Annotated in this window: 21 protein-coding genes; 3 read left to right on the top strand and 18 right to left on the bottom strand. The window is 42.8% G+C overall.

The window, feature by feature from the left end; translation table 11 throughout:
- Positions 1–9 precede the first annotated feature (9 nt).
- Positions 10–3,576 (bottom strand): chromosome segregation protein SMC, encoded by a 3,567-nt coding sequence (smc, locus tag G6R08_RS19730; protein WP_163530512.1) that lies wholly within the window; start codon positions 3,574–3,576, stop codon positions 10–12.
- A gap of 336 nt (positions 3,577–3,912) precedes the next feature.
- Between smc and G6R08_RS19725 the strand changes: the two genes are divergently transcribed.
- Positions 3,913–4,134: a DUF1128 domain-containing protein gene (locus G6R08_RS19725; RefSeq protein ID WP_163530510.1), complete on the top strand. Its 222-nt coding sequence runs from the start codon at positions 3,913–3,915 to the stop codon at positions 4,132–4,134.
- 98 nt (positions 4,135–4,232) lie between these two features.
- Here G6R08_RS19725 and rnc read toward each other — a convergent pair whose 3' ends face one another.
- From rnc to sdaAB, 9 genes are all read right to left on the bottom strand, one after another.
- Positions 4,233–4,922, bottom strand: coding sequence for a ribonuclease III (rnc, locus tag G6R08_RS19720; protein ID WP_163530508.1), 690 nt, complete (start codon positions 4,920–4,922; stop codon positions 4,233–4,235).
- A 73-nt stretch (positions 4,923–4,995) separates the two neighbouring features.
- Positions 4,996–5,229 (bottom strand): acyl carrier protein, encoded by a 234-nt coding sequence (gene acpP / locus G6R08_RS19715; protein WP_079529814.1) that lies wholly within the window; start codon positions 5,227–5,229, stop codon positions 4,996–4,998.
- A gap of 59 nt (positions 5,230–5,288) precedes the next feature.
- The gene (gene fabG, locus G6R08_RS19710) at positions 5,289–6,029 is read right to left on the bottom strand and encodes a 3-oxoacyl-[acyl-carrier-protein] reductase (RefSeq protein WP_163530506.1); all 741 of its coding nucleotides are present in this window, start codon (positions 6,027–6,029) and stop codon (positions 5,289–5,291) included.
- Positions 6,029–6,970, bottom strand: coding sequence for an ACP S-malonyltransferase (gene fabD / locus G6R08_RS19705; protein ID WP_163530504.1), 942 nt, complete (start codon positions 6,968–6,970; stop codon positions 6,029–6,031). The genes fabG and fabD overlap by 1 nt, the downstream gene beginning before the upstream one ends.
- Positions 6,967–7,971, bottom strand: coding sequence for a phosphate acyltransferase PlsX (gene plsX / locus G6R08_RS19700; protein WP_163530503.1), 1,005 nt, complete (start codon positions 7,969–7,971; stop codon positions 6,967–6,969). The genes fabD and plsX overlap by 4 nt, the downstream gene beginning before the upstream one ends.
- An 8-nt stretch (positions 7,972–7,979) precedes the next feature.
- On the bottom strand, positions 7,980–8,549 hold the full coding sequence (fapR, locus tag G6R08_RS19695) for a transcription factor FapR (RefSeq protein WP_163530501.1): 570 nt from the start codon (positions 8,547–8,549) through the stop codon (positions 7,980–7,982).
- A gap of 306 nt (positions 8,550–8,855) precedes the next feature.
- A complete protein-coding gene (gene recG, locus G6R08_RS19690) occupies positions 8,856–10,892 on the bottom strand; it encodes an ATP-dependent DNA helicase RecG (protein WP_163530499.1) in 2,037 nt (678 codons plus the stop codon).
- 5 nt (positions 10,893–10,897) lie between these two features.
- A complete protein-coding gene (sdaAA, locus tag G6R08_RS19685) occupies positions 10,898–11,782 on the bottom strand; it encodes an L-serine ammonia-lyase, iron-sulfur-dependent, subunit alpha (RefSeq protein ID WP_163530497.1) in 885 nt (294 codons plus the stop codon).
- 21 nt (positions 11,783–11,803) lie between these two features.
- Complete coding sequence (sdaAB, locus tag G6R08_RS19680) at positions 11,804–12,466, bottom strand: L-serine ammonia-lyase, iron-sulfur-dependent subunit beta (protein ID WP_163530495.1); 663 nt, start codon at positions 12,464–12,466, stop codon at positions 11,804–11,806.
- Positions 12,467–12,682: 216 nt separating this feature from the next.
- Here sdaAB and G6R08_RS19675 point away from each other — a divergent pair, with 216 nt between their 5' ends.
- Positions 12,683–13,951, top strand: coding sequence for an NCS2 family permease (locus G6R08_RS19675; protein ID WP_163530493.1), 1,269 nt, complete (start codon positions 12,683–12,685; stop codon positions 13,949–13,951).
- A gap of 444 nt (positions 13,952–14,395) precedes the next feature.
- Here G6R08_RS19675 and G6R08_RS19670 read toward each other — a convergent pair whose 3' ends face one another.
- Positions 14,396–16,057 carry a DAK2 domain-containing protein gene (locus G6R08_RS19670; RefSeq protein ID WP_163530491.1) on the bottom strand — a complete coding sequence of 554 codons (1,662 nt, stop codon included), beginning with the start codon at positions 16,055–16,057 and terminating at the stop codon, positions 14,396–14,398.
- A gap of 30 nt (positions 16,058–16,087) precedes the next feature.
- Positions 16,088–16,450: an Asp23/Gls24 family envelope stress response protein gene (locus tag G6R08_RS19665; protein ID WP_163530489.1), complete on the bottom strand. Its 363-nt coding sequence runs from the start codon at positions 16,448–16,450 to the stop codon at positions 16,088–16,090.
- Positions 16,451–16,676: 226 nt separating this feature from the next.
- Between G6R08_RS19665 and rpmB the strand changes: the two genes are divergently transcribed.
- Positions 16,677–16,865: a 50S ribosomal protein L28 gene (gene rpmB, locus G6R08_RS19660; protein ID WP_079529802.1), complete on the top strand. Its 189-nt coding sequence runs from the start codon at positions 16,677–16,679 to the stop codon at positions 16,863–16,865.
- 45 nt (positions 16,866–16,910) lie between these two features.
- Here rpmB and spoVM read toward each other — a convergent pair whose 3' ends face one another.
- The 6 genes from spoVM to G6R08_RS19630 form a co-directional block, all read right to left on the bottom strand.
- On the bottom strand, positions 16,911–16,991 hold the full coding sequence (spoVM, locus tag G6R08_RS19655) for a stage V sporulation protein SpoVM (protein ID WP_079529801.1): 81 nt from the start codon (positions 16,989–16,991) through the stop codon (positions 16,911–16,913).
- A 48-nt stretch (positions 16,992–17,039) separates the two neighbouring features.
- The gene (locus tag G6R08_RS19650) at positions 17,040–17,690 is read right to left on the bottom strand and encodes a thiamine diphosphokinase (protein ID WP_163530487.1); all 651 of its coding nucleotides are present in this window, start codon (positions 17,688–17,690) and stop codon (positions 17,040–17,042) included.
- A 69-nt stretch (positions 17,691–17,759) separates the two neighbouring features.
- Positions 17,760–18,410, bottom strand: a complete 651-nt coding sequence (gene rpe, locus G6R08_RS19645; RefSeq protein ID WP_163530485.1) for a ribulose-phosphate 3-epimerase — start codon at positions 18,408–18,410, stop codon at positions 17,760–17,762.
- Between the two features lies 1 nt (position 18,411).
- The gene (gene rsgA / locus G6R08_RS19640; protein ID WP_163530483.1) at positions 18,412–19,293 is read right to left on the bottom strand and encodes a ribosome small subunit-dependent GTPase A; all 882 of its coding nucleotides are present in this window, start codon (positions 19,291–19,293) and stop codon (positions 18,412–18,414) included.
- Positions 19,294–21,300 carry a Stk1 family PASTA domain-containing Ser/Thr kinase gene (gene pknB / locus G6R08_RS19635; RefSeq protein WP_163530481.1) on the bottom strand — a complete coding sequence of 669 codons (2,007 nt, stop codon included), beginning with the start codon at positions 21,298–21,300 and terminating at the stop codon, positions 19,294–19,296.
- Positions 21,300–22,043, bottom strand: a complete 744-nt coding sequence (locus G6R08_RS19630; protein ID WP_205439480.1) for a Stp1/IreP family PP2C-type Ser/Thr phosphatase — start codon at positions 22,041–22,043, stop codon at positions 21,300–21,302. The genes pknB and G6R08_RS19630 overlap by 1 nt, the downstream gene beginning before the upstream one ends.
- Between the last annotated feature and the right edge of the window lie 177 nt (positions 22,044–22,220).

Raw genomic sequence — 22,220 nt, 5'->3', positions numbered from 1 at the left:
TCTTCCTTTCTATGTTCCCACTAATTCCGCCGTGTCTTCCAATCGAACAGAAACAAGTTTCGACACTCCGGATTCCTGCATCGTTACGCCATACAAGACGTCTGATTCTTCCATGGTTCCTTTTCTGTGGGTGATCACAATAAACTGGGTTTGTGCACTAAACTCTTTTAGAAACCGTGCGAACCGCTCGACGTTCGCTTCATCTAGTGCAGCTTCTACTTCATCGAGCACACAGAAAGGAACAGGTCGTACTCGCAAAATAGAGAATAACAGAGCTATCGCGGTCAGAGCACGTTCTCCTCCGGATAAAAGGCTGAGATTCTGCAGTTTCTTACCAGGGGGCTGGGCCACGATATCTACACCCGTTTCAAGCATATTATCAGGCTGTGTTAGCTGCAGATCTGCCTTTCCGCCGCCAAATAAGTCTTTAAATACTTCACCAAATTGAGCCCGGATTTTCGTGAACGTTTCCTCGAACCGGCGCTCCATCTCACTATCCATTTCATAAATAATCGAGTAAAGGGTTTCCTTAGCCTGCAGCAAATCTGTCTGCTGTCCTGTTAGGAAATCGTAGCGTTCCACGATTCGGTCGTACTCATCAATAGCTCCAAGATTAACCGTCCCTAACTCATCAATGGCCCGCTTAATTAATTTCACACGTGTAGAGGCTGACTGGACATCCTCGACACCTTGATAATCGTTTTTTGCTTTCTCAAACGTTATCACATATTCGTCCTGCAAATAATTCAGCAAATTCTCAAGCTCTACATCGAGCCGGTTTACTTTGACTTCCTTCTGCTGAATATCTTGAAGATAGTTTTGATGTCTGCGCTGGATTTCTTTCTGTGTTTGTTCTTCCTGATGAACAGACTGAGCTAATTGATTTCTCTCTTCCCTGCGTTCCTGAATCAGTGAAGACGTTGTTTCTTTTCTTATTTTTGACTTTTCAATGTCTTCCATAATGTCTTCTTCTGATTGATTAGAATCCACGACTTCCACGAGCTGCTCGTAAGAATGACGATTTTTTTCTAGTTGGTCTTGCACCGATTGCAAGTCTTCTTGTAAACGCTCCGCTTTTTCTTTTTGGTTCTCAACAGCTGAATCTTGTTCTGCAAGTTTGATTTGCAAGTTCTGATAACGTTCCTTCTGATTGGCTTCATCCTCTTGCTGTTGGCCTTTAGCACCATTCAAATCATCGATTCTCTTCTGCAGATGTTCCAGCTGTTTGTTGAGGGAAGTTAATTCTTCTGTCAACGTGCTTAACCGCTCATTTGCCTGCGATTGATCTTGATTAAATTGTGATTGATCCTGATCATATAATTGCAGCTGATCATTTAAATGACCGACTTTTACCTGCAGTTCTCTGATAGCTGATTGCTCTTCATACTCAGCGTTTCGTGAAGAAATGGACTGTTCCTTTACTTGTTCTCGCTTCTCAGTATTCGAATTAAGCTGGTCTTTCAGCCGCTTTACTTTTTCTTCAACATTTCTCGCTTTAGCATCAAAAGACGTAATCTTCTCTGTTAACTCCTGTAGTTCTTTTTCTCTTGTAAAAAGCGATTGGTTAGATTTCTTTTGAGCACCGCCTGACATTGATCCGCCCGGATTTACAACGTCTCCTTCAAGGGTAACAATCCGGTATTTGCGATTAACTGCATTGGCAATCCTATTCGCTTGCTCTAGATTTGTTGCGATCACAATATGACCTAATAAGTGTTGAATCGCCTTTTCATAACGAGAATCAAACTGGATCAGCTCGGAGGCAACACCGACAAAACCTTCCTCACCTGTTAACTTGTCAGCCGCCTGTCCGTAAATAGAGCGAGGCTGAATCGTTGTTAACGGAAGAAAAGTTGCCCGTCCTTTATTGTTTTGTTTCAGCCAGTGAATAGCTTGTCGTCCCGACTTCTCATCCTGCACAATGACATGCTGGGCTTGGGCACCCAGAGCGGTTTCAATAGCCGTTAAATAGTTTATTGGAATGTCAATGACTTCAAGAACAGCGCCTTCCACGCCATGGATGAGCTGTTTCTCTCTCGCCTTCAGCACCTCGCGCACTCCGTGAAAATAGCCAGAGTAATCTTCCTTCATCTCCTCAAGCATTTCTTTTTTAGAGCGCATTTTTTCTAAGTATTGGTATCCCTGATAAAGCTTTTGCTGCCATTCCTGATAAGCCTGATCATCTTTTTTAATTTGATCATCAAGTGCTTTAAGCTCCTCTTCTAAATCCTGCCGCTTCTGACTGGCTGTTTCCAGCTTATGATTCCGCTCTTTTAAGGAACTCTCAATAACAGCCCTTTCGTCTGACAGCTCCTGAAACTTCCCTTGCTGTACCCCTTTTTTATTAGACAGCTGGACGAGTTGCTGCTCTAAGGTTTGCTGCTCATTACGTTTGGCAGCCTGTTTGTTTAATAAGTCAATATAATCACTCTTACAATCTTCAATTTCAGCTTCGATATCCTCTACACCTTGGTGCAGAGCTTCTTTTGCCTGTTTAAGATTTGCTTTGGTTTCTTTACGATTTTGTCGAAATGTCTTTAATTTGTTCGTTTCAGCCTGTGCCTTTTGCTTTACAACGTCGAGCTGTGAAGATAGCTCTTCATATTCTGAGGTTAATTTCGTCTTGTTTTCAGAGTAATGTTTATGGCGTTCCTTCATTAACTCTTTTTTACCTTCTAAGTTTTCCAGTTCGCGCGTAAGCACCAACAACGTTTCCTGCAGGTCTTCAATTGATTCTTCCAAAGCCTCCATGTTTTCACGTTTCTTAGCTATCGAAGCTGCTCTCTCGTCTACATCAGCCTTCAATTTACCTTCTTCGTGTTTCACTTCCTCTAATTGGTCTAGAAGCCCCTGCCACTCTTCATGGAGATTTTCAATCTGAGTAACGAGTAAAGCAATTTCTACGTTCTTCAACTCGTCTTTTTTCTCTAAGTAATCTTTCGCCACTGAGGCTTGCTCCTTCAATGGCTCCAACTGTCCATCAATCTCATGAATAATATCTTCTACTCGATTGAGGTTTTCTTGTGTCTCAAAAAGCTTATGTTCCGCCTTCTTTTTTCTTTGTTTATACTTAAGCACCCCAGCCGCCTCTTCAAAAATAGAACGGCGCTCTTCAGGTTTAGAGCTGAGAATTTCTTCGACTTTTCCCTGACTAATAATCGAGAATGCTTCTCTGCCGAGTCCGGAATCCATAAATAAATCGACAATATCCTTTAGACGGCATGTTTGATTATTTATATAAAATTCACTTTCTCCTGAACGATATACTCGCCGCGTTACACTAACTTCCTGATAATCAAGTGGTAACGTATGATGTTCGTTATTTAACGTTAAAGTGACTTCCGCCATATTTAAGGCTTTTCTCGTCTCACTTCCGGCAAAAATGATATCTTCCATTTTTGCCCCTCGCAATGATCGGGCAGATTGTTCACCGAGTACCCAGCGGATCGCATCTGTTATATTACTTTTCCCACTTCCATTTGGACCGACAACTGAAGTGACTCCTGAAACGAAGTCCACTGTTACTCGTTCGGCAAATGATTTAAATCCTACTGTATCCAAACGTTTGAGGAACATACTCATCCTCCTGTTTATTAATATACAAAAGCGTCGGATCTCTAGTATTCAACAACGCCATAAGTACTGGCAGGTGAGCTGAAACTCGAGCTAACGAAGCTTGTAGTCGCCTCTTTTAGTAAGAACTATACTTAATTTCAACTTACTCATTTTATCATAGTCTGCTGCGGAGCGGTAGATATGAAGGCAAGGACAATAAGGTTGGAACCTCTATTTGCACAAATGCTGGAACCTCACTTAACATGAGTAAATACATTGTCAAGGGTTTTAAAATGATAGAATTTATTTTATGATAATATATAGTAAAAATTAAGAGACGATGAAGGAGGATACGTTATGAGTTTACAAGAACCTACCCAGGATAATTTAAACATTATCATAAATGATATGGCTGAACGCTTACAAGTTGTCAACCGCTCCCTTATGGATCCTGAGGACTACGATATAAATAAATATGACGAAATTAAATCATTGCACGACATTGTGGAGATGAAAGGCCAGTTAAGCGTTTCTGAAATCCAGGCATTCGTCCAGGAACTAGGCCAATATCGTAAATAGAAGGAGTCATACCCAAAAGACAGATAACGTGATCCTTTCACTGGCTAAAGGGCCGTAAAAAAAGACGGTACAGATGAATGATCATCTGGCCGTCTTTTTTATAGAGCCCCTTGATTTATCAGTGCCTGCTGAGCCGCTTTTTGTTCTGCTTCTTTCTTCGTACGTCCAATGCCGATCCCAGCATCCTCACTCTGTATCCGGACATGGGCTACAAACTCTCTGCTGTGTGCCGGCCCTCTTTCTTCAACAATTTCATACTCAATTCGACTATTTCGGTCTCGTTGAATGAATTCTTGGAGCTGACTTTTATAATCCATCGCATGAGAAAAAGCACCTTCTTTAATCTTGGGGTAAACGTAATTTTCAAGAAAATGAACGACTTGATTAAAGCCTTTATCTAAGTATAGAGCACCTATAAATGCCTCGAATACATCAGCTAATAAGGCAGGCCGATTACGGCCTCCAGTCATTTCTTCCCCTTTACCGAGCAAGATTAACTCTTGAAAATTTAAATCATTTGCAAATTTGACAAGTGAAGCTTCACAAACAATCGATGCCCTCAGTTTTGTTAATTCTCCTTCAGGCTTGTTCGGAAATTCTTTATATAAGTATTGAGACACCCCTAATTCCAGGACTGCATCTCCTAGAAATTCAAGACGCTCATTGTCTTCACGGTCCGTTTTGCGATGCTCATTCACATAGGATGAATGGGTAAAAGCTTGTTCCAGCAACGAAAGATTTTTAAATTGTTGGCTAATTTCAGCTTGAAAACTGGAAAAATCCTCCATACGTCACCTTGTCCTTTTTGTAATTTATCAATATAGGAAAGGCTGCCTGAAAAAACAGGCAGCTATTCAATGGTTAGGACACACTGTTTATGTAATTCACAGCGTCGCCAACCGTATTGATTTTTTCAGCTTCTTCATCAGAGATTTCCATATCAAACTCATCTTCGAGCTCCATTACTAATTCTACTACGTCAAGAGAGTCTGCTTCTAGATCTTCTTTGAAGGAAGCTTCCATTGTTACTTTAGATTCGTCTGCATCGAGACGATCGACAATGATTTGTTTAACGCGATCAAATGTTTCTGCCATAGGAACTTCACCTCCCTTCAGTTATTATAGTAGATTTCACTTACAGAAACCAGATCAATTTACATGACCATACCGCCATCAACGTGAAGTGTCTGCCCTGTAATATAGGCAGCGTCACCTGAGGCGAGGAAACGTACAGCTCGAGCAACGTCTGCTCCTTCGCCTAATCGGTTAAGAGGAATCAAAGCAAGCATTTGTTCACGCTGTTCCTCTGTAAGCTGATCAGTCATATCTGTTGTAATATAGCCAGGAGCCACGGCATTCACCGTAATATTACGTGAAGCCAGTTCCTTGGCATTAGATTTTGTTAATCCAATAACGCCTGCTTTAGCAGCTACATAGTTGGCTTGTCCTGGATTACCTGAAACCCCAACAATAGAGGAAATATTAATAATTCGGCCAAACTTCTGCTTCATCATCTGTCTCGTTACGCCTTTTGTACACATAAAAACGCCTTTTAAGTTGGTGTCGATTACATCATCAAATTCTTGTTCCTTCATACGCATTAGCAGATTGTCTTTTGTGATTCCAGCATTGTTCACTAAAATATCCAGGCGGCCAAATTCTTCGACTACTGTCTTCACCATTCGGCTGACATCATCCCCTTGAGAGACGTTGGCTTGAATTTTAATCGCTTCGCCGCCGTTATCCTTAATTTCTTGAACAACCGCATCTGCTCGATCTTCACTGCCCGCATAATTCACAGCAACTTTCGCTCCGCTTTGAGCCAGCTCAAGGGCAATGGACCGGCCAATTCCACGTGAAGCACCTGTGACGAGTGCAACTTGTTCATGAAGCATTATGAATCCTCCTTATACCATTCTAAAAATGAAGCTGCCGATTCCGGGTCACCGATCGCAAACGTCTTCATTCTGCGTTTTACTTTTCTAACGAGACCACTTAATACTTTACCGTGCCCGACTTCTACAATTGCCTCAATGTCTTCTTCAACAAATTGTTCGAGAATTTCTTGAAAGCGGACAGGGGAATACAGTTGTTCCACTAATAAACTCTGAATCTTACTGGCATCTGTAACAGCTTCTGCTGATACATTTGCGTACACTGGAATTTTAGCGTCATGCAGCACAGTCTTCGCAAGAGAATTTGAAAAACTTTCACTCGCCGGCTTCATTAATCTTGAATGAAAAGGACCGCTGACGTTAAGGGGCAATACGCGCTTTGCTCCCGCTTCCTGCAGCTGTTCAGAAGCTTGTTTTACCCCGTCTGATGTTCCGGCGATCACAATTTGACCAGGGCAATTGATGTTGGCTAGATCCACCGGCTGGTCTTGATCCATTTTCGCTAAAACGCGTTCAATCTCCTCTTTTTCCAAACCAAGAACGGCCGCCATGGCTCCTAACCCTGTCGGATAGGCCTCTTCCATTAATTTACCACGTGTATGAACAAGTTTAACCGCGTCAATTGCATCAAGGGCCCCTGCACTAACTAATGCGCTGTATTCCCCTAAACTGTGACCAGCTGTCATGGCCGGGGTAACGCCCTCTTCCTCTAACACCTTTGCAATGGCAACACTATTTAACAACAGAGCTGGCTGTGCATTTTCGGTTTTCGTTAATTCCTCAGCTGGCCCTTCAAACATTAAGGATGTCAGCGAATAACCTAATGCCTCATCCGCTGCATCGAATAGTTCTTTTACTTGGGGGTAATTTTCGTACATTTCCTGTCCCATACCAACCTCCTGGGAGCCTTGGCCTGGAAAAATATAAGCTATACGTTTCATTCGTTATCCTCCTTTGCCTGCAGTTCTTTCATCGTATCAGCGATTGTTGTAGACACATTTCGTTCGATCATTTCACACGCTTGCCGAATCGCATTATACACTGCACGTTCATTAGAAGAACCATGAGCTTTTATGACAGGTGAAGCCAGACCAAACAAGCCTGCACCTCCATACTCAGAATAATCCAGCTGATCCTTTAACTGTTTTAAATCGTTTTTAACAAGCCCTGCAGCAAGCTTCGTTTTAAAGCTGGACATGAACGTTTTCTTCATCATGGAAAACATCGTCATAGCCGTACCCTCGAGTGTTTTTAGTGTTACGTTTCCAGTAAACCCATCGGTCACGACTACGTCAGCGACGCCCATTAATAAATCTCTGGCTTCCACATTACCGATAAAATTAATCGGTGCATCTGAGAGCAGCTTAAACACCTGCTTCGTTAATTCGCTTCCCTTTCCGTCTTCTGTCCCTACATTCAATAACCCTACTCTTGGCGAGGATATTTCACGGACTTTTTCACTGTAGATAGAACCCATAATTGCGTATTGCAATAAATGATTCGGTTTTGCATCCACATTGGCGCCTACATCGAGCAGAAGAAAGCCTTTGCCATCTTCTGTAGGAAGCGTAGGACTTAATGCCGGGCGATCGATTCCTTTCATTCTGCCGACGATAAATAAACCGGCACTCATAAGCGCGCCTGTATTCCCGGCTGATATACATCCATCAGCTCTGCCTTCACTTACTTCTTTTGCCATCAACACCATTGAGGCCGTCTTTTTTCTGCGAACTGCTTTAACAGGCTCATCATCTGATGTGATTTTTTCCTCTGTATGTATAACGGAAATATTTGCTGTGTCACCTAATAAAGGATTGATTTTTTTCTCATCACCTATCAAGGTTATGGACAGATCATCAATCTTAGAAACGGCTTGCACCGCCCCCATAACGATCGACTCAGGAGCATGATCTCCGCCCATAGCATCTATGGCTAGTTTCATTGCTTACTTCACTCCTTCGACTCTTGCTGACGAAACATTTCAAATGTACCTGCGAACACTTCCTCATTCTCTACATAGCTGTGAACATCCACGAGCGTGCGCCCTTTATCACCATCGCCTCGGACGAATGCTTTTGCTATAACACGCTCACCTTGCTTAACTTGCCGCATAAAGCGTATCCTCGACTCAGCTGTCAGGGCCAGCTCATCATCAATTACAGCTACAGCAAGGGAATTGGCCTGAGCAAATAAATGATGCCCGCGGGCAATGTGATTCCTTGAGAAAACATGTTCTGATTTAATATCCATAATGGAAATGGCACGTTGATCAAGTTCCAAATCAACCACTTCCCCGATGACTTCCTCAATCGGAAGAGCTTTCACGGTTTCGTTCCATTCCTGGGTAGCTACAGATTTGATTCGTTCTCTCAATTCAGGAATTGATAATTCCATACGGTCGAGACGAATGGTCTGAATACTAACCCCAAAATGGGTCGCCAGCGTTTCATCAGTGATGAATGGAGTAGCGTCAATGGTTGCCTTTAATTCACTTTGCCTCATCTGTTTTGTACGTTTCATCACGTTCCCACCGTTCGATTGTCACAAATTTTATGACTAGGTACTAACAGTAATATATAATACCTGAATCAATTACGCAATAGTTTCCCTATATTGTTCGAGGAAACGATAAAAACATACAACAGAACAAAAGTGCAAGCTTTCCCGGTTGACACGACGAGGCTGGAACGAAAGCGTTTTTATCAAATGAAATTCCGAACTAAGTAAAAAGCTATGATTGGTCCTATAACACGCTACGAAAATATACTTCGCTTAAACAGCACATCGCTTGTTTTTTCATTCAAGAAGTTTAGTTATGTCCCAGCCTCAATCAAGGACTTCACCGCTGATATGCTCATCTTGCGCAATGATCGCTTTCAGCGGCTTAAATTGTTCATCATGAACCAACGAACCGTTTGCTATTATTTCAGCAGCATCGGCTCTGGCCGTTTCAAGAGCTCGATAGTCATGGACCATGTCGCCCACTTTAAATTCAGGCAGGCCGCTTTGTTTTCTGCCAAAAAAGTCTCCAGGTCCTCTTAGTTTTAAATCCTGCTCAGACAATTCAAAGCCATCATTCGTTTCTGTCATAATCCGCATCCGTTCTTTGCCTACGTCACCTTTAGGATCAGCGAGTAAAATACAATAACTTTGTTCACTTCCTCGACCGACACGGCCACGCAGTTGATGAAGCTGAGAAAGTCCAAATCGTTCCGCGTCATGGATCACCATTACAGTTGCATTTGGAACATTCACTCCTACCTCAACGACTGTGGTTGACACGAGCACTTGCAATTCATTTTCCGCAAAACGCTTCATAACTTCTTCTTTTTCTTCATTATGAAGGCGTCCATGCATGAGGCCGACTGAAATATCAGGTTCATAAACTTCAGCAATTTGCTGATATAAATCAACCGCATTTTGAATGTCTAACTGATCAGACTCCTCAATCAATGGACAAATTACATAGGCCTGCTGATCATTCGTGACCACTTTTTTAATAAAACCCAGCAGGCGGTCCGTCATTCCGCCTTTAATCCAGTAGGTTTCAATCGGTTTTCGCCCAGCTGGCATTTCATCAATTACCGATACGTCCATATCACCAAACGCCGTAATGGCCAGGGTTCTCGGAATCGGCGTTGCCGTCATGAACAATACATCTGGATTCAAGCCTTTTCCCCTTAACGCACGGCGCTGGTTAACACCGAAGCGGTGCTGCTCGTCTACGATCACAAAGCCCAGCTCGTTAAAATCAACTTCCTCCTGAATCAGGGCATGTGTTCCCACAATGATATCCGCTTCGTGGGCCTTAATGGACTCCAGAATTTCTTTACGTTTTTTACCTTTCACAGAACCTGTTAACAAAACTACATGAGCTCTGCCGGCAAACATTTCACTTAGTGAATGGTAGTGCTGTTCAGCAAGAATTTCAGTCGGCACCATGAGGGCTCCTTGCTTACCTGTCGTAATCGAAGCATATAAAGCAATCGCTGCAACGGCTGTTTTCCCTGACCCGACATCCCCTTGCAGAAGCCGATTCATACGGTAAGGATTCTTCATATCCTTTAAAATCTCCGCCAGTGAACGTTTTTGTGCAGCTGTCAGTTCAAACGGAAGCCCCTGTACAAAGTTGGTTAACTTGTCATTATTATAGTTTTGTGCGTTTCCTTTAGTAGACTCGCGATGCAGCTTTCTTAGCAGCTGCATTTTCAATTGAAATACGAGAAATTCCTCATAAATAAATCGCCTTTTTGAATGCTTGAGCATGATGCGACTTTCAGGGTAATGCATTTGCATCAACGCTTGCCTGCGGTCCGGAAGTTTATAGGTAAGCAACGTTTCTTCAGGCAAAATTTCTTCAACTTCGTCTGCATGCTCCTCAAGGGCTGCTTTTATCACTTTTCTTAACGTCTTCAGCGTTACACTTTCTTTCAACGTGTAAACCGGCTGAATCGGATCCTGACTTTTAGCTTCCCCTTTTTTAAATTGACTCACTGTAATTTGCAAACGGTGCTGATCCCACTTTCCAGTGACCGTGATGGTATCGCCTTTATGTAGTTGTTTTTTAGCAAAAGCCCGATTAAACATCACTGCTTTCACCGCAAATTGCTCCACCTGTAAGGTCATCGTTAACCGGGATTTCTTTCTTCCGTAAAAGTTTACAGCGGGCTCTGCCGTCAGAACTCCTTCAATGGTCGCCTTCTCATTATGAACCAGTTCGGTTAGCGGCTTGATTTCATACGTATCATAACGGTAAGGAAAATAGAATAACAAATCTTCAATTGTAAAAAGTCCAAGCTCATTCAAATGAGCTTGGAGCTTTTCCCCTACACCTTTTACTTCACTTATAGATTGACTCAGCATCGAACTCACTCTTTCTCAAACGGAATGCCGTACACTTTGGCCTCAAGCTGCTTACCTGTCGGCGTAGCAGCAAGTCCGCCTTGAGCCGTTTCGCGAAAAGCTGTCGGCATACGCTGACCAACTTTATGCATGGCATCGATGACTTCATCACAAGGGATGCGGCTCGTAACGCCTGCAAGTGCCATATCCGCAGATACGATTGCATTCGTTGCGCCCATCGCATTCCTTTTCACACAGGGAACTTCTACTAATCCTGCTACAGGATCACAGATGAGCCCGAGCATATTCTTAAGCGTGATTGCCATCGCCTCAGCAGATTGTGCCGGGGTTCCTCCAGCCATTTCTACAATCGCAGCTGATGCCATTCCGGCAGCTGAACCAACTTCAGCCTGGCAGCCTCCCGCTGCACCAGAGATGGAGGCATTGTTCGCCACGACAAAGCCAAATGCACCCGAGGTAAATAGAAAACGCACCATCTGTTCGCGAGTAGGATTTAATTTATTTTTCACAGCAAACAGTGTTCCTGGCACACAGCCGGCGCTGCCTGCTGTTGGAGTCGCGCAAATCGTTCCCATCGCTGCATTCACTTCATTGGTAGCGACAGCTTTACTAACCGCATCCATCAATAAATTTCCAGAAAGTGGTTCATGGTCTCTCATATAGTTTTGAACTAAAACAGCATCACCGCCGGTTAATCCACTATGCGATTCCACACCTTTTAAACCATCCTCCACTGCTTCCTCCATAACTGCAAGATTTCGTTCCATTTGAGAAAAGATCTCTTCCCTCGAAACTTGCTTCACTTCCACTTCCTGCTGAATCATAATCTCGGAAATTTTTTCGCCTTTGCTTTCTGCGAGTTGTATTAATTCTGCAACATTTTTAAACAAAGTCCTACCCCTTTCTCTAGGTTAGTCTGATATTTTAGCGACCTGGGTAATATGGTCAGCTCGTTCTAATTCGCTTAGAATAGAAACATCAATATTTTGATCAACTTCAATCACCATCAGTGCCTGTTCGCCCTCACCTTTTCTGGACACTTCCATACGGCCGATATTAATTTCGTGGCTCGCCAGTATGGTTGTCGCTGAGGCAATTGCCCCGTACCGATCGTTATGAATAAGCAGGATGGCCGGGTGGCTTCCAGAGAGCCTAAGTTCAAAACCATTAAGCTCAGTAATCTCAGCTTTTCCCCCGCCGATTGATATCCCGACAAGTTCAATCTCATCCTGTTCATCTCCAATTTTAATACGGGCCGTATTCGGGTGATCCGTTTGCTCTTCTTCCTCAATAAATTGGACCTTCATTCCTTTTTCACGCGCTGTATCCAAGGCCGTACTTATTCTTGTATCATCTGTATCGTAATCTAGTAATCCGCCAATAATAGCGACATCAGTTCCATGACCTTTATACGTATCTTTAAATGAACCATATAAATGAATTGTGGCGTATTTTGGCTCCCGGCCAAATAAATGTCTGGCAGCACGGCCAATCCGGGCTGCTCCAGCTGTATGGGAGCTAGAGGGTCCAATCATAACAGGACCAATTATATCAAACACTGATCTAAACTTCATTCTATCACCATCCCCCTCTGATACTCTCTTCTATTTTAACGGGAAAACGCTTACTTTTACAAATTTAACCCCATTTATTCTATCATATTGAGCTTCATTTGTGCCATTTATAATAAAAAATGAATTGATTCTTAACTGAGGGAAGAGTATAATGGATCTTTGTGGGTTACACGGTAACCGGGTGGGAGAGGGATAATTTCATAGAGGCGATTGTCTATGCTTAACAAGCATAATCACACGCTTGGCTTGCGTCAAGACCTGTTAGCGGGCTTAATTGGCTATTTTACCACGGTTTATATCGTTGCGGTAAACAGCCAGATTTTGTCAACGGCAGGGCTGCCATTACAGCAAGGCATGGTGGCTACCATTCTAGCAAGCGCTGCAGGCTGTTTGATCATGGCTTTATATGCCAATGCACCTATGGTACTCATTCCCGGTATGGGAGTAAATGCTTTATTTGCTTATTCGATTGTCGAAGGCAGCGGGATCCCTTTCCAGGAGGGGCTGGCTGTCATCCTTGTAGCCGGATTGATCTTCCTATTGACCGCTTTCACGCGTTTAGGAGATTGGTTAAAAACGGCTATTCCTGAATCATTAAAGCATGCAGTCACTGTAGGTCTCGGGATGTTTTTGACCTTAATCGGCTTAGAAAAAGGCGGCCTCGTTGTCCGCGGAGAGCATTCACTGATTACTTTAGGTAATCCGTCTTCCGCTCTCGTGATCACGAGTTTACTTACCTTATTTATTGCCGTTTTTCTTTTTGCTAAAAACGTTCCCGGCAACTTTCTGATCACGATGATTATTGGCACGCTTGTCGCACACTTTACCGGCTTATTAGAAGCACCTGGGCCTTCACTGTCCTTAGCGGATCAAGAATGGGTTATGATGCCATCATTCAGCGGAATTACAGAATTCAGCTTCTGGATGGCGGTATTTCCATTAACGATTGTACTCATTTTTGAAAATATGGGTTTGATTCATGGACAACTGTCGATGTTAAAACAGGACGATAAGTTTAAAAAAGCTTATCAAGCTTCAGCATTTTCTGCACTCGCAAGCGGATTTTTTGGAACTTCTCCGACAGTTTCTTCGGCTGAAAGTGCTGCTGTTATTGCATCTGGAGGTAAATCAGGCCGCTCAAGTCTGACGATGGCAGTGCTGTTCCTGGCAACATTGCTGCTGATCCCATGGATTTCAATGGTTCCTGCTACCGCCATCAGTCCTATCTTAATTATCGTTGGCGCGTTGATGGTCCAAAACATTAAGGAAATCCCGTTGGACAATTTATCTGAAGCAATGCCAGCCTTTTTGATCATTGTGATGATTCCGTTCACCTATTCGATTGCAGACGGCATGGCCTTTGGGTTCATTGCCTATCCTATCGTGAAGTTTGCGATCGGAAAACAGCGGGAATTAACCACACCGGTTGTATGTATAGCCATGATCTTTCTCCTTGAATTTATCATGCGATCACTCGGACATTAATTGAAAGACGAAAAAGGCATGTTAATCAGAATAAAGTCATTTACTATTATTCTGGATGCGCCCTCGATTGTCGAATTTGAAGTAAGGTTCCGTATTTTTAATAAGAGAATGGGAGGGGGGATGGGGAAGGTGGAGACCCCTGTGGGATTAAAAGTACAGGGTGAGATCCCGCAAGGCGCAGCCTGAGGAAGCTCACCGTACTCCCACGGAAAGCGACTCCTTCCCCATCCCCCCTACTCCACTCGGGAATTAAGTATTTCAAAAATCCTGCCCGGTTGAAAAAAACAGGAAAGAACTTTATTTCAAAATAAACAACTTTTCATTCTGTAAAATAAGTTGCAGTTCATCGTACAAAATGGAATAACTTATAACGCTATGGTCTGCGTTAGAAGCTGGACTACAGAAAAAGCGGAGCCGCATAATGAGCGGTTCCGCTTTTGTTGTTTATTCAACTGAAAAAATAAAAGAATAGATAGGCTGGCCGCCATGATGAATTTCTACTTCTATATCCTCGAAGTTTTCCTCTAAATAATCTTCTAAGGCTTTAACCTCTTGCTCATCCGCATCTTCACCACTGATGATCGTGACGATCTCGTCCTCTTCATCATCAATCATTTCTTTTAATAAAGCCTTAGCTGTATCCAACTTGTCCTTTTGAGCAGAAGAGATTTTCCCTTCATATATCCCCATAAAATGTCCTTTTTCTATCGAAAGGCCATCGATTTGCGTGTCCCTGACCGCATAGGTGATTTGCCCTGATTTCACCTGGGTCATTAAGGAAGACATTTCTTCCTGGTTCGCCGCAAGATCTGCTTCTGGATTAAACCCAAGCAAGGCACTAATCCCCTGAGGAATCGTTTTCGATGCCACAACTGCTGCATTCACTTCAGCTAATTCAGCCGCCTGTTCGGCCGCCATCGTAATGTTTTTATTATTTGGCAAAATGAGTACGTTGTCAGCATGAGCTTCCACGATCGCATCTGAAATATCCTTTGTGCTTGGATTCATCGTCTGCCCGCCTTGAATGACAATACTTGCCCCAAGGCTCTCAAACAATTTCTTTATTCCGTCGCCCATCGCTACCGTTACAATCCCATACTCGGCCTTTTTATTAGCTTTGGATTGTTTTTTATCGCCCACGATTGACGTATGCTGTTCTCGCATATTCTCGATCTTCATATTCACTAAACTGCCGTATTGCTGACCCAAATTAAGAGCATTGCCTGGATGCTCTGTGTGGATATGAACTTTGATCAATTCTTCGTCTGACACGACAAGTAAGGAATCGCCGTGTTCACTTAATACGTCGCGAAAATTTTCTTCATTGTATGGTTTGCCGGCCAGCTTTTCTTCTTCAAACTTGACCATAAACTCTGTACAATATCCATATTCAATGTCTTCTGTATCCATAAAATCCTGGGCGAGTTTATGGTGTTCAGCGTTCACCATTTCTCCCATGGAGTTCATCATACTGTGTTCAGGCATTTCTTCACCTTTTAAATTGGCTAGAAATCCTTCGTAAATCGTTAATAAGCCTTGTCCACCACTATCTACTACTCCAACTTCTTTTAAAACCGGAAGCAATTCAGGTGTTCCTTTTAATGATTGACGCGCTGCATCCACCACACCCTGAATAAATGGCAGGAATTCTTCTTCCTGTTCCGCTAATGTAACGGATGCTTCTCCTGTTTCTCTTGCAACTGTGAGAATCGTACCTTCGACAGGTTTCATAACTGCTTTATAAGCTGTCTTTACGCCGCCTTGAAGGGCTTCAGCAAAATCTTTTGTTGTGATCGTTTCTTTCTCTTCCAACGATTTAGAAAACCCTCTGAATAGTTGAGAAAGAATAACCCCTGAGTTCCCACGTGCTCCCATTAACAAACCTTTTGCGAGCGCTTGTGAAACGAGACCAGCATGATCTTCCGAAACATTCTTCACTTCTTCTGCCCCTGATGACATGGACAAATTCATATTTGTGCCGGTATCTCCATCCGGAACAGGAAACACATTTAAAGCATCAATCATCTGCGAGTTGCTTTTAAGATGATGAGCACCTTGCAGAACCATTTCTGCCAGTGTTGTCCCATCTAACTTTTGTAACGTCACGCTACTTCCTCCTTTGACTAACGACTGCCTTTATTCGCTGATCACTCTTACACCCTGGATGAAAATATTTACCGAACTAACTGATAAGCCTACCGTTTTATTTAATGTGTATTTCACTTGTGATTGAACATTATGTGCGACTTCTGATATTTTCGTTCCATAGCTTACAATTATATACATATCGATATGGAGATGTTCATTTTCCTGTCTTACAACTACGCCCCTTGAAAAATTCTCACGACGCAGCATTTCAGCCAGGCCATCTCGAAGTTGATTTTTAGAGGCCATGCCGACAATTCCGTAACATTCGACCGCAGCACCACCTGCTACAGTGGAAATGACTTCATTGCTAATCGTGATATGACCATATTTAGTAGTAAGATCAACGGACATTTTAAATCCTCCTTTATACTCACCATGTTCGTGCACCCATTATATCACAGAATTCATACTTCGCAGGCAGATCCTGCATGAACCCCTTCTATACTTTGAAACAATTGCTTCTGTCTGTCAAGATAAAATTCTTGATATTGTCTTTAGTTATATTGCATTTACGTGTTTATTATGATACATTAAGTAAGTATTTCATGATTTATGCATCGTAACAGGAGGGATTTATATGTCACGCAAATGTGTCGTTTCAGGACGTCGCACACGTTCTGGAAATAATCGTTCACACGCTATGAACGCTAATAAACGTCAATTTAAAGCTAACGTACAAAAAGTGCGTATTCTCGTGGATGGAAAACCTAAAAAGGTTTATGTATCTGCACGTGATTTAAAATCAGGTAAAGTAGAGCGCGTCTAAGTAAGGCAGGAACAAAAAAGCACCCTATTGCAGGGTGCTTTTTTGCTATTCTTTTTTAAAAGTACCAATGATAGCCCGTACAAACCCTCCGAGAAAACGCGGGAGTTTAATCGTATAGAATTTCATGAGCCCCCTCCTCAAAATGTAAAGCTAGTGCGCCTTGCAACCCTTCCGTTAGATAACGTCATGGCTTCTTATTACTAAGAGTATGCCTTCGGTGAATGAAAAAGTACCTCTATCTTCAATCAATTGATTGGATATGCAGCGCGTCGATCCATAAGAAAGCTGAGCCTCCTGTAACGGATAATAAAACCCTTCCAAACTTAATCCTTTGATCGCAAGCGTTACCGGTAAGAAGGATACATATGGATATTGGCTGATCTTCTTCAGTGTATGCATCCCTTCCTTAACTAATTCCACTTGATTTTGCTGATCGATAATAGTGCCTCTAATACCTTTTGTTAATAGGGGGTACAAAATCTGAGTATTCACCATCGTATGATCAAGTCGTCCGCCCGTTACTCCAAAGAGCAAAATATGCTCGGGTTGATATTTTAAAGCTTCGAGGATGGCAATTTCGAGATCTGTTTCATTCTTTTCATTTGGGTAGGTGTCCGTTCTCCCCGCTGATTTTTTAATCCATATCAATGACTCCGAGCTGACTGAGTCAAAATCACCGACAGCTATATCGAGTCGCACACCCTGCTCAAGGATCATTTCGGCTCCAAGATCAGCCCCCATCCAAAGCATAACTTCTTCATCATATTCTGAGAGATTAGGCACGAATTCTTTTGGCCCGCCCGCAACGATCGCTATTTTCTTCATAACCTTACCACCTTCAAAAAAAGAAGCCAAAATATCGGCAGTGAACCACACATTTTGGCTTCTTGCTATTTATAAAGATTGACGAATTTCTGTGATCGCGTTTGCTCGATCTTCTTTTTTAAACACTGCACTTCCTGCTACCAGTACATCTGCACCCGCTTCCGTGCAAATTCGCGCTGTGTCTTTATTGACCCCGCCATCAATCTCAATTTCAAATTCAAGATCTAGTTCGCTTCGCCATGTGGCAATCTTGTTGATTTTCGGAACAACACTTTCAATGAACGATTGTCCGCCAAATCCAGGGTTTACGGTCATAAGCAGTACAAGATCCACATCTTGTAATATCGGTTTGATAGATTCAGCAGGTGTGGCAGGATTGATCACTACACCTGCTTTTACACCATGGCTTTTAATTAGCTGAATAGTGCGATGCAGATGAGGGCAGGTTTCCTGGTGAACAGTAATAATATCAGATCCTGCCTTAGCAAAATCACCAATATAAGCATCAGGATTTTCAATCATCAAGTGCACATCCAGCGGTAACTTAGTAATCGGACGAATCGCTTCTACAATCAGTGGTCCAATCGTAATATTAGGAACAAAATGGCCGTCCATTACATCGACGTGAATGTAGTCAGCTCCTCCGCGTTCCACATCTTGAATTTCTGACCCTAACTGAGCAAAGTCCGATGCCAGGATCGATGGGGCAATCTTAGTCATGTTAATACCTCGGCTTTCTGTTTTGAATTTCTTCAACGAATTGTAAATAATGGTCATACCGCTGTTTAGCGATCGTGCCGTTCTCTACTCCTGCTTTCACGGCACATTTGGGCTCTTTATTGTGAAGACAGCCGCGAAACTTACATTCATCCTGGACAGCAACAAATTCAGGAAAACATTCACTTAATTGGTCCAACTCTAATCCGCCAAATTCCAATGAACTAAAACCAGGTGTATCGGCAACTAGTCCACCTGAAATTTCATAGAGTTCTACGTGTCTCGTTGTATGTTTGCCCCGCCCTAGACTTTCTGAAATTTCATCCGTATCAATGGCCAGACGAGGGTCGATTGAATTCAGTAACGAAGATTTCCCTACCCCTGATTGCCCGGCTATCACAGTCGTTCGGTCAGCTAAGTGAGACTGCAGCTGATCAATCGATTGTGAATCCGTAACGGAGGAGAGGATAACACGATATCCTACTTCTTCGTATAAATTCTTGTAGTTTTCCATCTGTTGTAACACATCAGCTGCCACCTGATCTAATTTCGAAATAACAATTAATGGTTCAATACGTTTTGCCTCTATCAAGACAAGGAATCGATCTAATAACAACGAATTAAAATCAGGATGTATGGCAGATGTTACAATCAAAGCTTGATCAATATTGGATATCGGCGGTCTAACGAGTTCATTCTGCCTTTTTTCAATAGAAAGAATATAGCCTTCTTCGATCGTTTCTGCTTTAAATTCGACAAGATCTCCCACAAGAGGTGTAATCTTTCGTTTTCTAAACACACCTCTGCCTCGACATTGGTAAACTGTTCCGTTATGGAGCACATAATAAAATCCGCTTAATGCCTTTATTATTTTACCTGTTGCCATTTATTCACCTTCTTCATATGGCACCGTTTTTTCCTCAATTACTTCATCACCCAGCTGCACTTTATAGGAAGCTTCTTCTTCGGGTGGAATCGTTAACGTAAATTCTACCGTGGTGTCTTCTGTAATTGTCTCTTCCCGAAAGACCTCACTCATCTCATGATTGGCGTCATTTAAATAGATGAGCACGGTCTGTTCCTTTTGTTCCGCTTCTTCGTCATATGGAACCTCTACCTGGATCTCTTCTTCCCGCGGCGGCTGTTCTTTCGGTCCAAGCGAGACTACGAGATTAACAGTTGATCCCTCTTCTATTTCACTTAGTGCTTGAGGCTGATGACCAATGACATGACCTTCAGGGACATCCGGTGAGTGTTCCTCTGTTACTGTAGCATTCAAGTTATTATCATCTAAATAGTTTTGAGCTGACTGCAGCGTCTCCCCCTCTAATGACCTTAGTGTCACTGTAGGCGGTCCGAGGCTGACTCTGAAAATAACACTCGTCTCTTCAGGTACAACTTCTTCATCCTCCTGAGGCTGGATTTGCTGAATAATCTCACCAGCAGGCTCTTCTGAATTTTCATCGATGGCGAGAACACTTGAGTAGCCTTGGTCCTTAAGCTCTTGCTTGACTCTGTCAAAATCTTCTCCTTCATAGCTGCCAAATTCAACTCGTTCTTTACCTTGACTCGTATATACGGTAACTTCAGACTCTTCTTTTATGACCATTCCCGCATCAGGATCTGTTCGCACTACTAGTCCTTCTTGAACCGTGTCTGAGTAGATAGGTTCACGTGTTACGTTTAAGTTCAGCTCACTTAGCTGCCCATATGCTTCTCCATACTCCATCCCTTCGACATCAATCATTTCAACATCATCGGGCTGTAGAAAAATGGGTACGACAAACAAAGCAATAGCACCAGCTGCGGAAAGTACAAGAAAAATGATTAATAACCATAACAAAGGCCTTTTCTTCTTCTGCTGCTTTTTTGACTTTTTGTGAAGCTTCTTTGCTTGCTTCTTTTCTTTTTTTGAAAGGTTTTGATCTTGATTGACTTTTGTTGTATTACTATGAACAATCGTATCTTCTTTTCCGTCATCTCCATAGTTTTCTTCTGTAATCACTGGAATTGCCTTGGTCTGTTCTTCATCTTCATCATTCGGCGTCGTAAAAATGGGTTCATTAAGGCGTTCCGGTTCAAGAGATGTTTCAAGATCATACTCCATTTCCATGACCGAATCGTAACGATGAAATGGGTCTTTAGCAGTTGCCTTTAATACAATATTCTCCACACTTTGGGGCAAGTCCGCAATCCAGCGCTTAAGCGAAGGAGTGTCATGCTGTAAATGCTTAAGGGCAATGGCCACTGGTGACTCTCCTGAGAAAGGCAGACGTCCTGTTAGCAGTTCAAAAAGCACGATACCTAATGAATAAATATCCGACTTTTTAGTTGCCATACCGCCTCTCGCCTGCTCAGGTGATAAGTAATGAACAGATCCCAGCACAGAATTCGTTTGCGTTAAGGCCGTAGCGCTTAAAGCCATAGCAATCCCGAAATCTGTAACTTTCACTTGTCCATAATGATCAATTAAAATATTTTGCGGCTTAATATCACGGTGCACAATCCCATTATCATGGGCATGAGACATAGCTGAAGTAATTTGCCGAATAATATCGATCGCGTCTGCTGCATCAATTGGACTGTTTTTCTGGATATATTGTTTTAAGGTCATCCCATCAACGTATTCCATCGCCATAAAATATAAGTCTTCTTCTTCACCGACGTCGTAAATATTAACGATATTCGGATGAGAGAGGCTTGAAGCAGATTGCGCTTCGCGATGGAAGCGGGCAATAAATTCATCATCGTCTCCATGTTCAAGGCGTAGCACTTTAATCGCGACATCCCGATTTAAAATCGTATCGTGAGCTAGATAGACGTTGGCCATCCCTCCTCCGCCGATCATCTCCATAATTTTATATCGTTCGTTCAGGAGACGATTATTCATCATTAGTCAGCACCTTCTTTCGAATCTGTGTGACTATTATGAATGACAGCAAGAGTGATATTATCTTCGCCGCCTCTTTCATTCGCCAGATGTATTAGAGATTGGCAAAATTGTTCCCACTCCCCGTTAAAGGCTGCCAATTCTCCCAACTCTTCATCTGTGACTTTATTGCTTAACCCATCAGAACATAGCAGTAAACGGTCATCCTCATCAAACGAAATCGTGAGAATATCAGGTGTAATCCCTTCCTCTGTTCCGAGGGCTTTTAATAACACATTTTTTCTCGGATGATGTTCCGCCTGTTCTGAGGTGATTTGACCTGATCGAACTAACTCGTTCACTAATGAATGGTCCTCGGTAACTTGTTTGAATCCAAAACTGTTTGCTAAATAACACCGACTATCCCCAATATGGGCTATCGTGGCAAACCCATCTGTACAGATCGCAGCCACAAGGGTTGTCCCCATCCCCTGACATTCTTCATGCTGAGCAGCATGTTGCTGAATATCCTGATTTACTTCAAGCACCGATTGCTTTAACCAGCCTTCTGCCTCATCCGGGGTGTTAAAAGCACCAGCTTCCTGCCACTTATTATGTAAGACTGTCACGGCCAGTTGACTCGCTACATCTCCTGCTCGATGGCCGCCCATCCCATCTGCAACAACAGCTAAGTTTTGCCCTGATTCACTGGAAAAAATACCGCCAGCATCTTCATTATGATTTCTAACTTTACCTTGATCTGTCATAAAGCAGTCGAACACGGTCTTCACCTCGTTTCTTCGTTTCGCTCCTTTTTACGAAGCCGGCCACATGCTGATTGCGGCCTAATTCCTGTAAATGATTCCTCTGTTTCTGCCAATCGTGATGTTTCAACTGGTTGGGAAAACTTTTTTCAATACCCAGGGTTTAATACTGTTCGCAAT

This window comes from Halobacillus ihumii (assembly GCF_902726645.1).
Lineage (GTDB): Bacteria > Bacillota > Bacilli > Bacillales > Halobacillaceae > Halobacillus_A > Halobacillus_A ihumii.
Note: the sequence above shows the minus strand (reverse complement) of the source record. Positions and strands in the feature narration are given on the sequence as shown.

Excerpts from the sequence above, each read along its gene's own strand:
- rpmB (WP_079529802.1), top strand. The coding sequence starts at position 16,677 with ATGTCACGCAAATGTGTCGTTTCAGGACGTCGCACACGTTCTGGAAAT.
- spoVM (WP_079529801.1), bottom strand. The coding sequence starts at position 16,991 with ATGAAATTCTATACGATTAAACTCCCGCGTTTTCTCGGAGGGTTTGTA.
- acpP (WP_079529814.1), bottom strand. The coding sequence starts at position 5,229 with ATGGCAGAAACATTTGATCGCGTTAAACAAATCATTGTCGATCGTCTC.
- rsgA (WP_163530483.1), bottom strand. The coding sequence starts at position 19,293 with ATGGCAACAGGTAAAATAATAAAGGCATTAAGCGGATTTTATTATGTG.
- G6R08_RS19630 (WP_205439480.1), bottom strand. The coding sequence starts at position 22,043 with ATGACAGATCAAGGTAAAGTTAGAAATCATAATGAAGATGCTGGCGGT.
- G6R08_RS19665 (WP_163530489.1), bottom strand. The coding sequence starts at position 16,450 with ATGTCCGTTGATCTTACTACTAAATATGGTCATATCACGATTAGCAAT.
- fabG (WP_163530506.1), bottom strand. The coding sequence starts at position 6,029 with ATGCTTCATGAACAAGTTGCACTCGTCACAGGTGCTTCACGTGGAATT.
- sdaAB (WP_163530495.1), bottom strand. The coding sequence starts at position 12,466 with ATGAAGTTTAGATCAGTGTTTGATATAATTGGTCCTGTTATGATTGGA.
- recG (WP_163530499.1), bottom strand. The coding sequence starts at position 10,892 with ATGCTGAGTCAATCTATAAGTGAAGTAAAAGGTGTAGGGGAAAAGCTC.
- G6R08_RS19675 (WP_163530493.1), top strand. The coding sequence starts at position 12,683 with ATGCTTAACAAGCATAATCACACGCTTGGCTTGCGTCAAGACCTGTTA.
- fapR (WP_163530501.1), bottom strand. The coding sequence starts at position 8,549 with ATGAAACGTACAAAACAGATGAGGCAAAGTGAATTAAAGGCAACCATT.
- G6R08_RS19725 (WP_163530510.1), top strand. The coding sequence starts at position 3,913 with ATGAGTTTACAAGAACCTACCCAGGATAATTTAAACATTATCATAAAT.
- plsX (WP_163530503.1), bottom strand. The coding sequence starts at position 7,971 with ATGAAACTAGCCATAGATGCTATGGGCGGAGATCATGCTCCTGAGTCG.
- pknB (WP_163530481.1), bottom strand. The coding sequence starts at position 21,300 with ATGATGAATAATCGTCTCCTGAACGAACGATATAAAATTATGGAGATG.
- fabD (WP_163530504.1), bottom strand. The coding sequence starts at position 6,970 with ATGAAACGTATAGCTTATATTTTTCCAGGCCAAGGCTCCCAGGAGGTT.
- rnc (WP_163530508.1), bottom strand. The coding sequence starts at position 4,922 with ATGGAGGATTTTTCCAGTTTTCAAGCTGAAATTAGCCAACAATTTAAA.
- rpe (WP_163530485.1), bottom strand. The coding sequence starts at position 18,410 with ATGACTAAGATTGCCCCATCGATCCTGGCATCGGACTTTGCTCAGTTA.
- G6R08_RS19650 (WP_163530487.1), bottom strand. The coding sequence starts at position 17,690 with ATGAAGAAAATAGCGATCGTTGCGGGCGGGCCAAAAGAATTCGTGCCT.
- smc (WP_163530512.1), bottom strand. The coding sequence starts at position 3,576 with ATGTTCCTCAAACGTTTGGATACAGTAGGATTTAAATCATTTGCCGAA.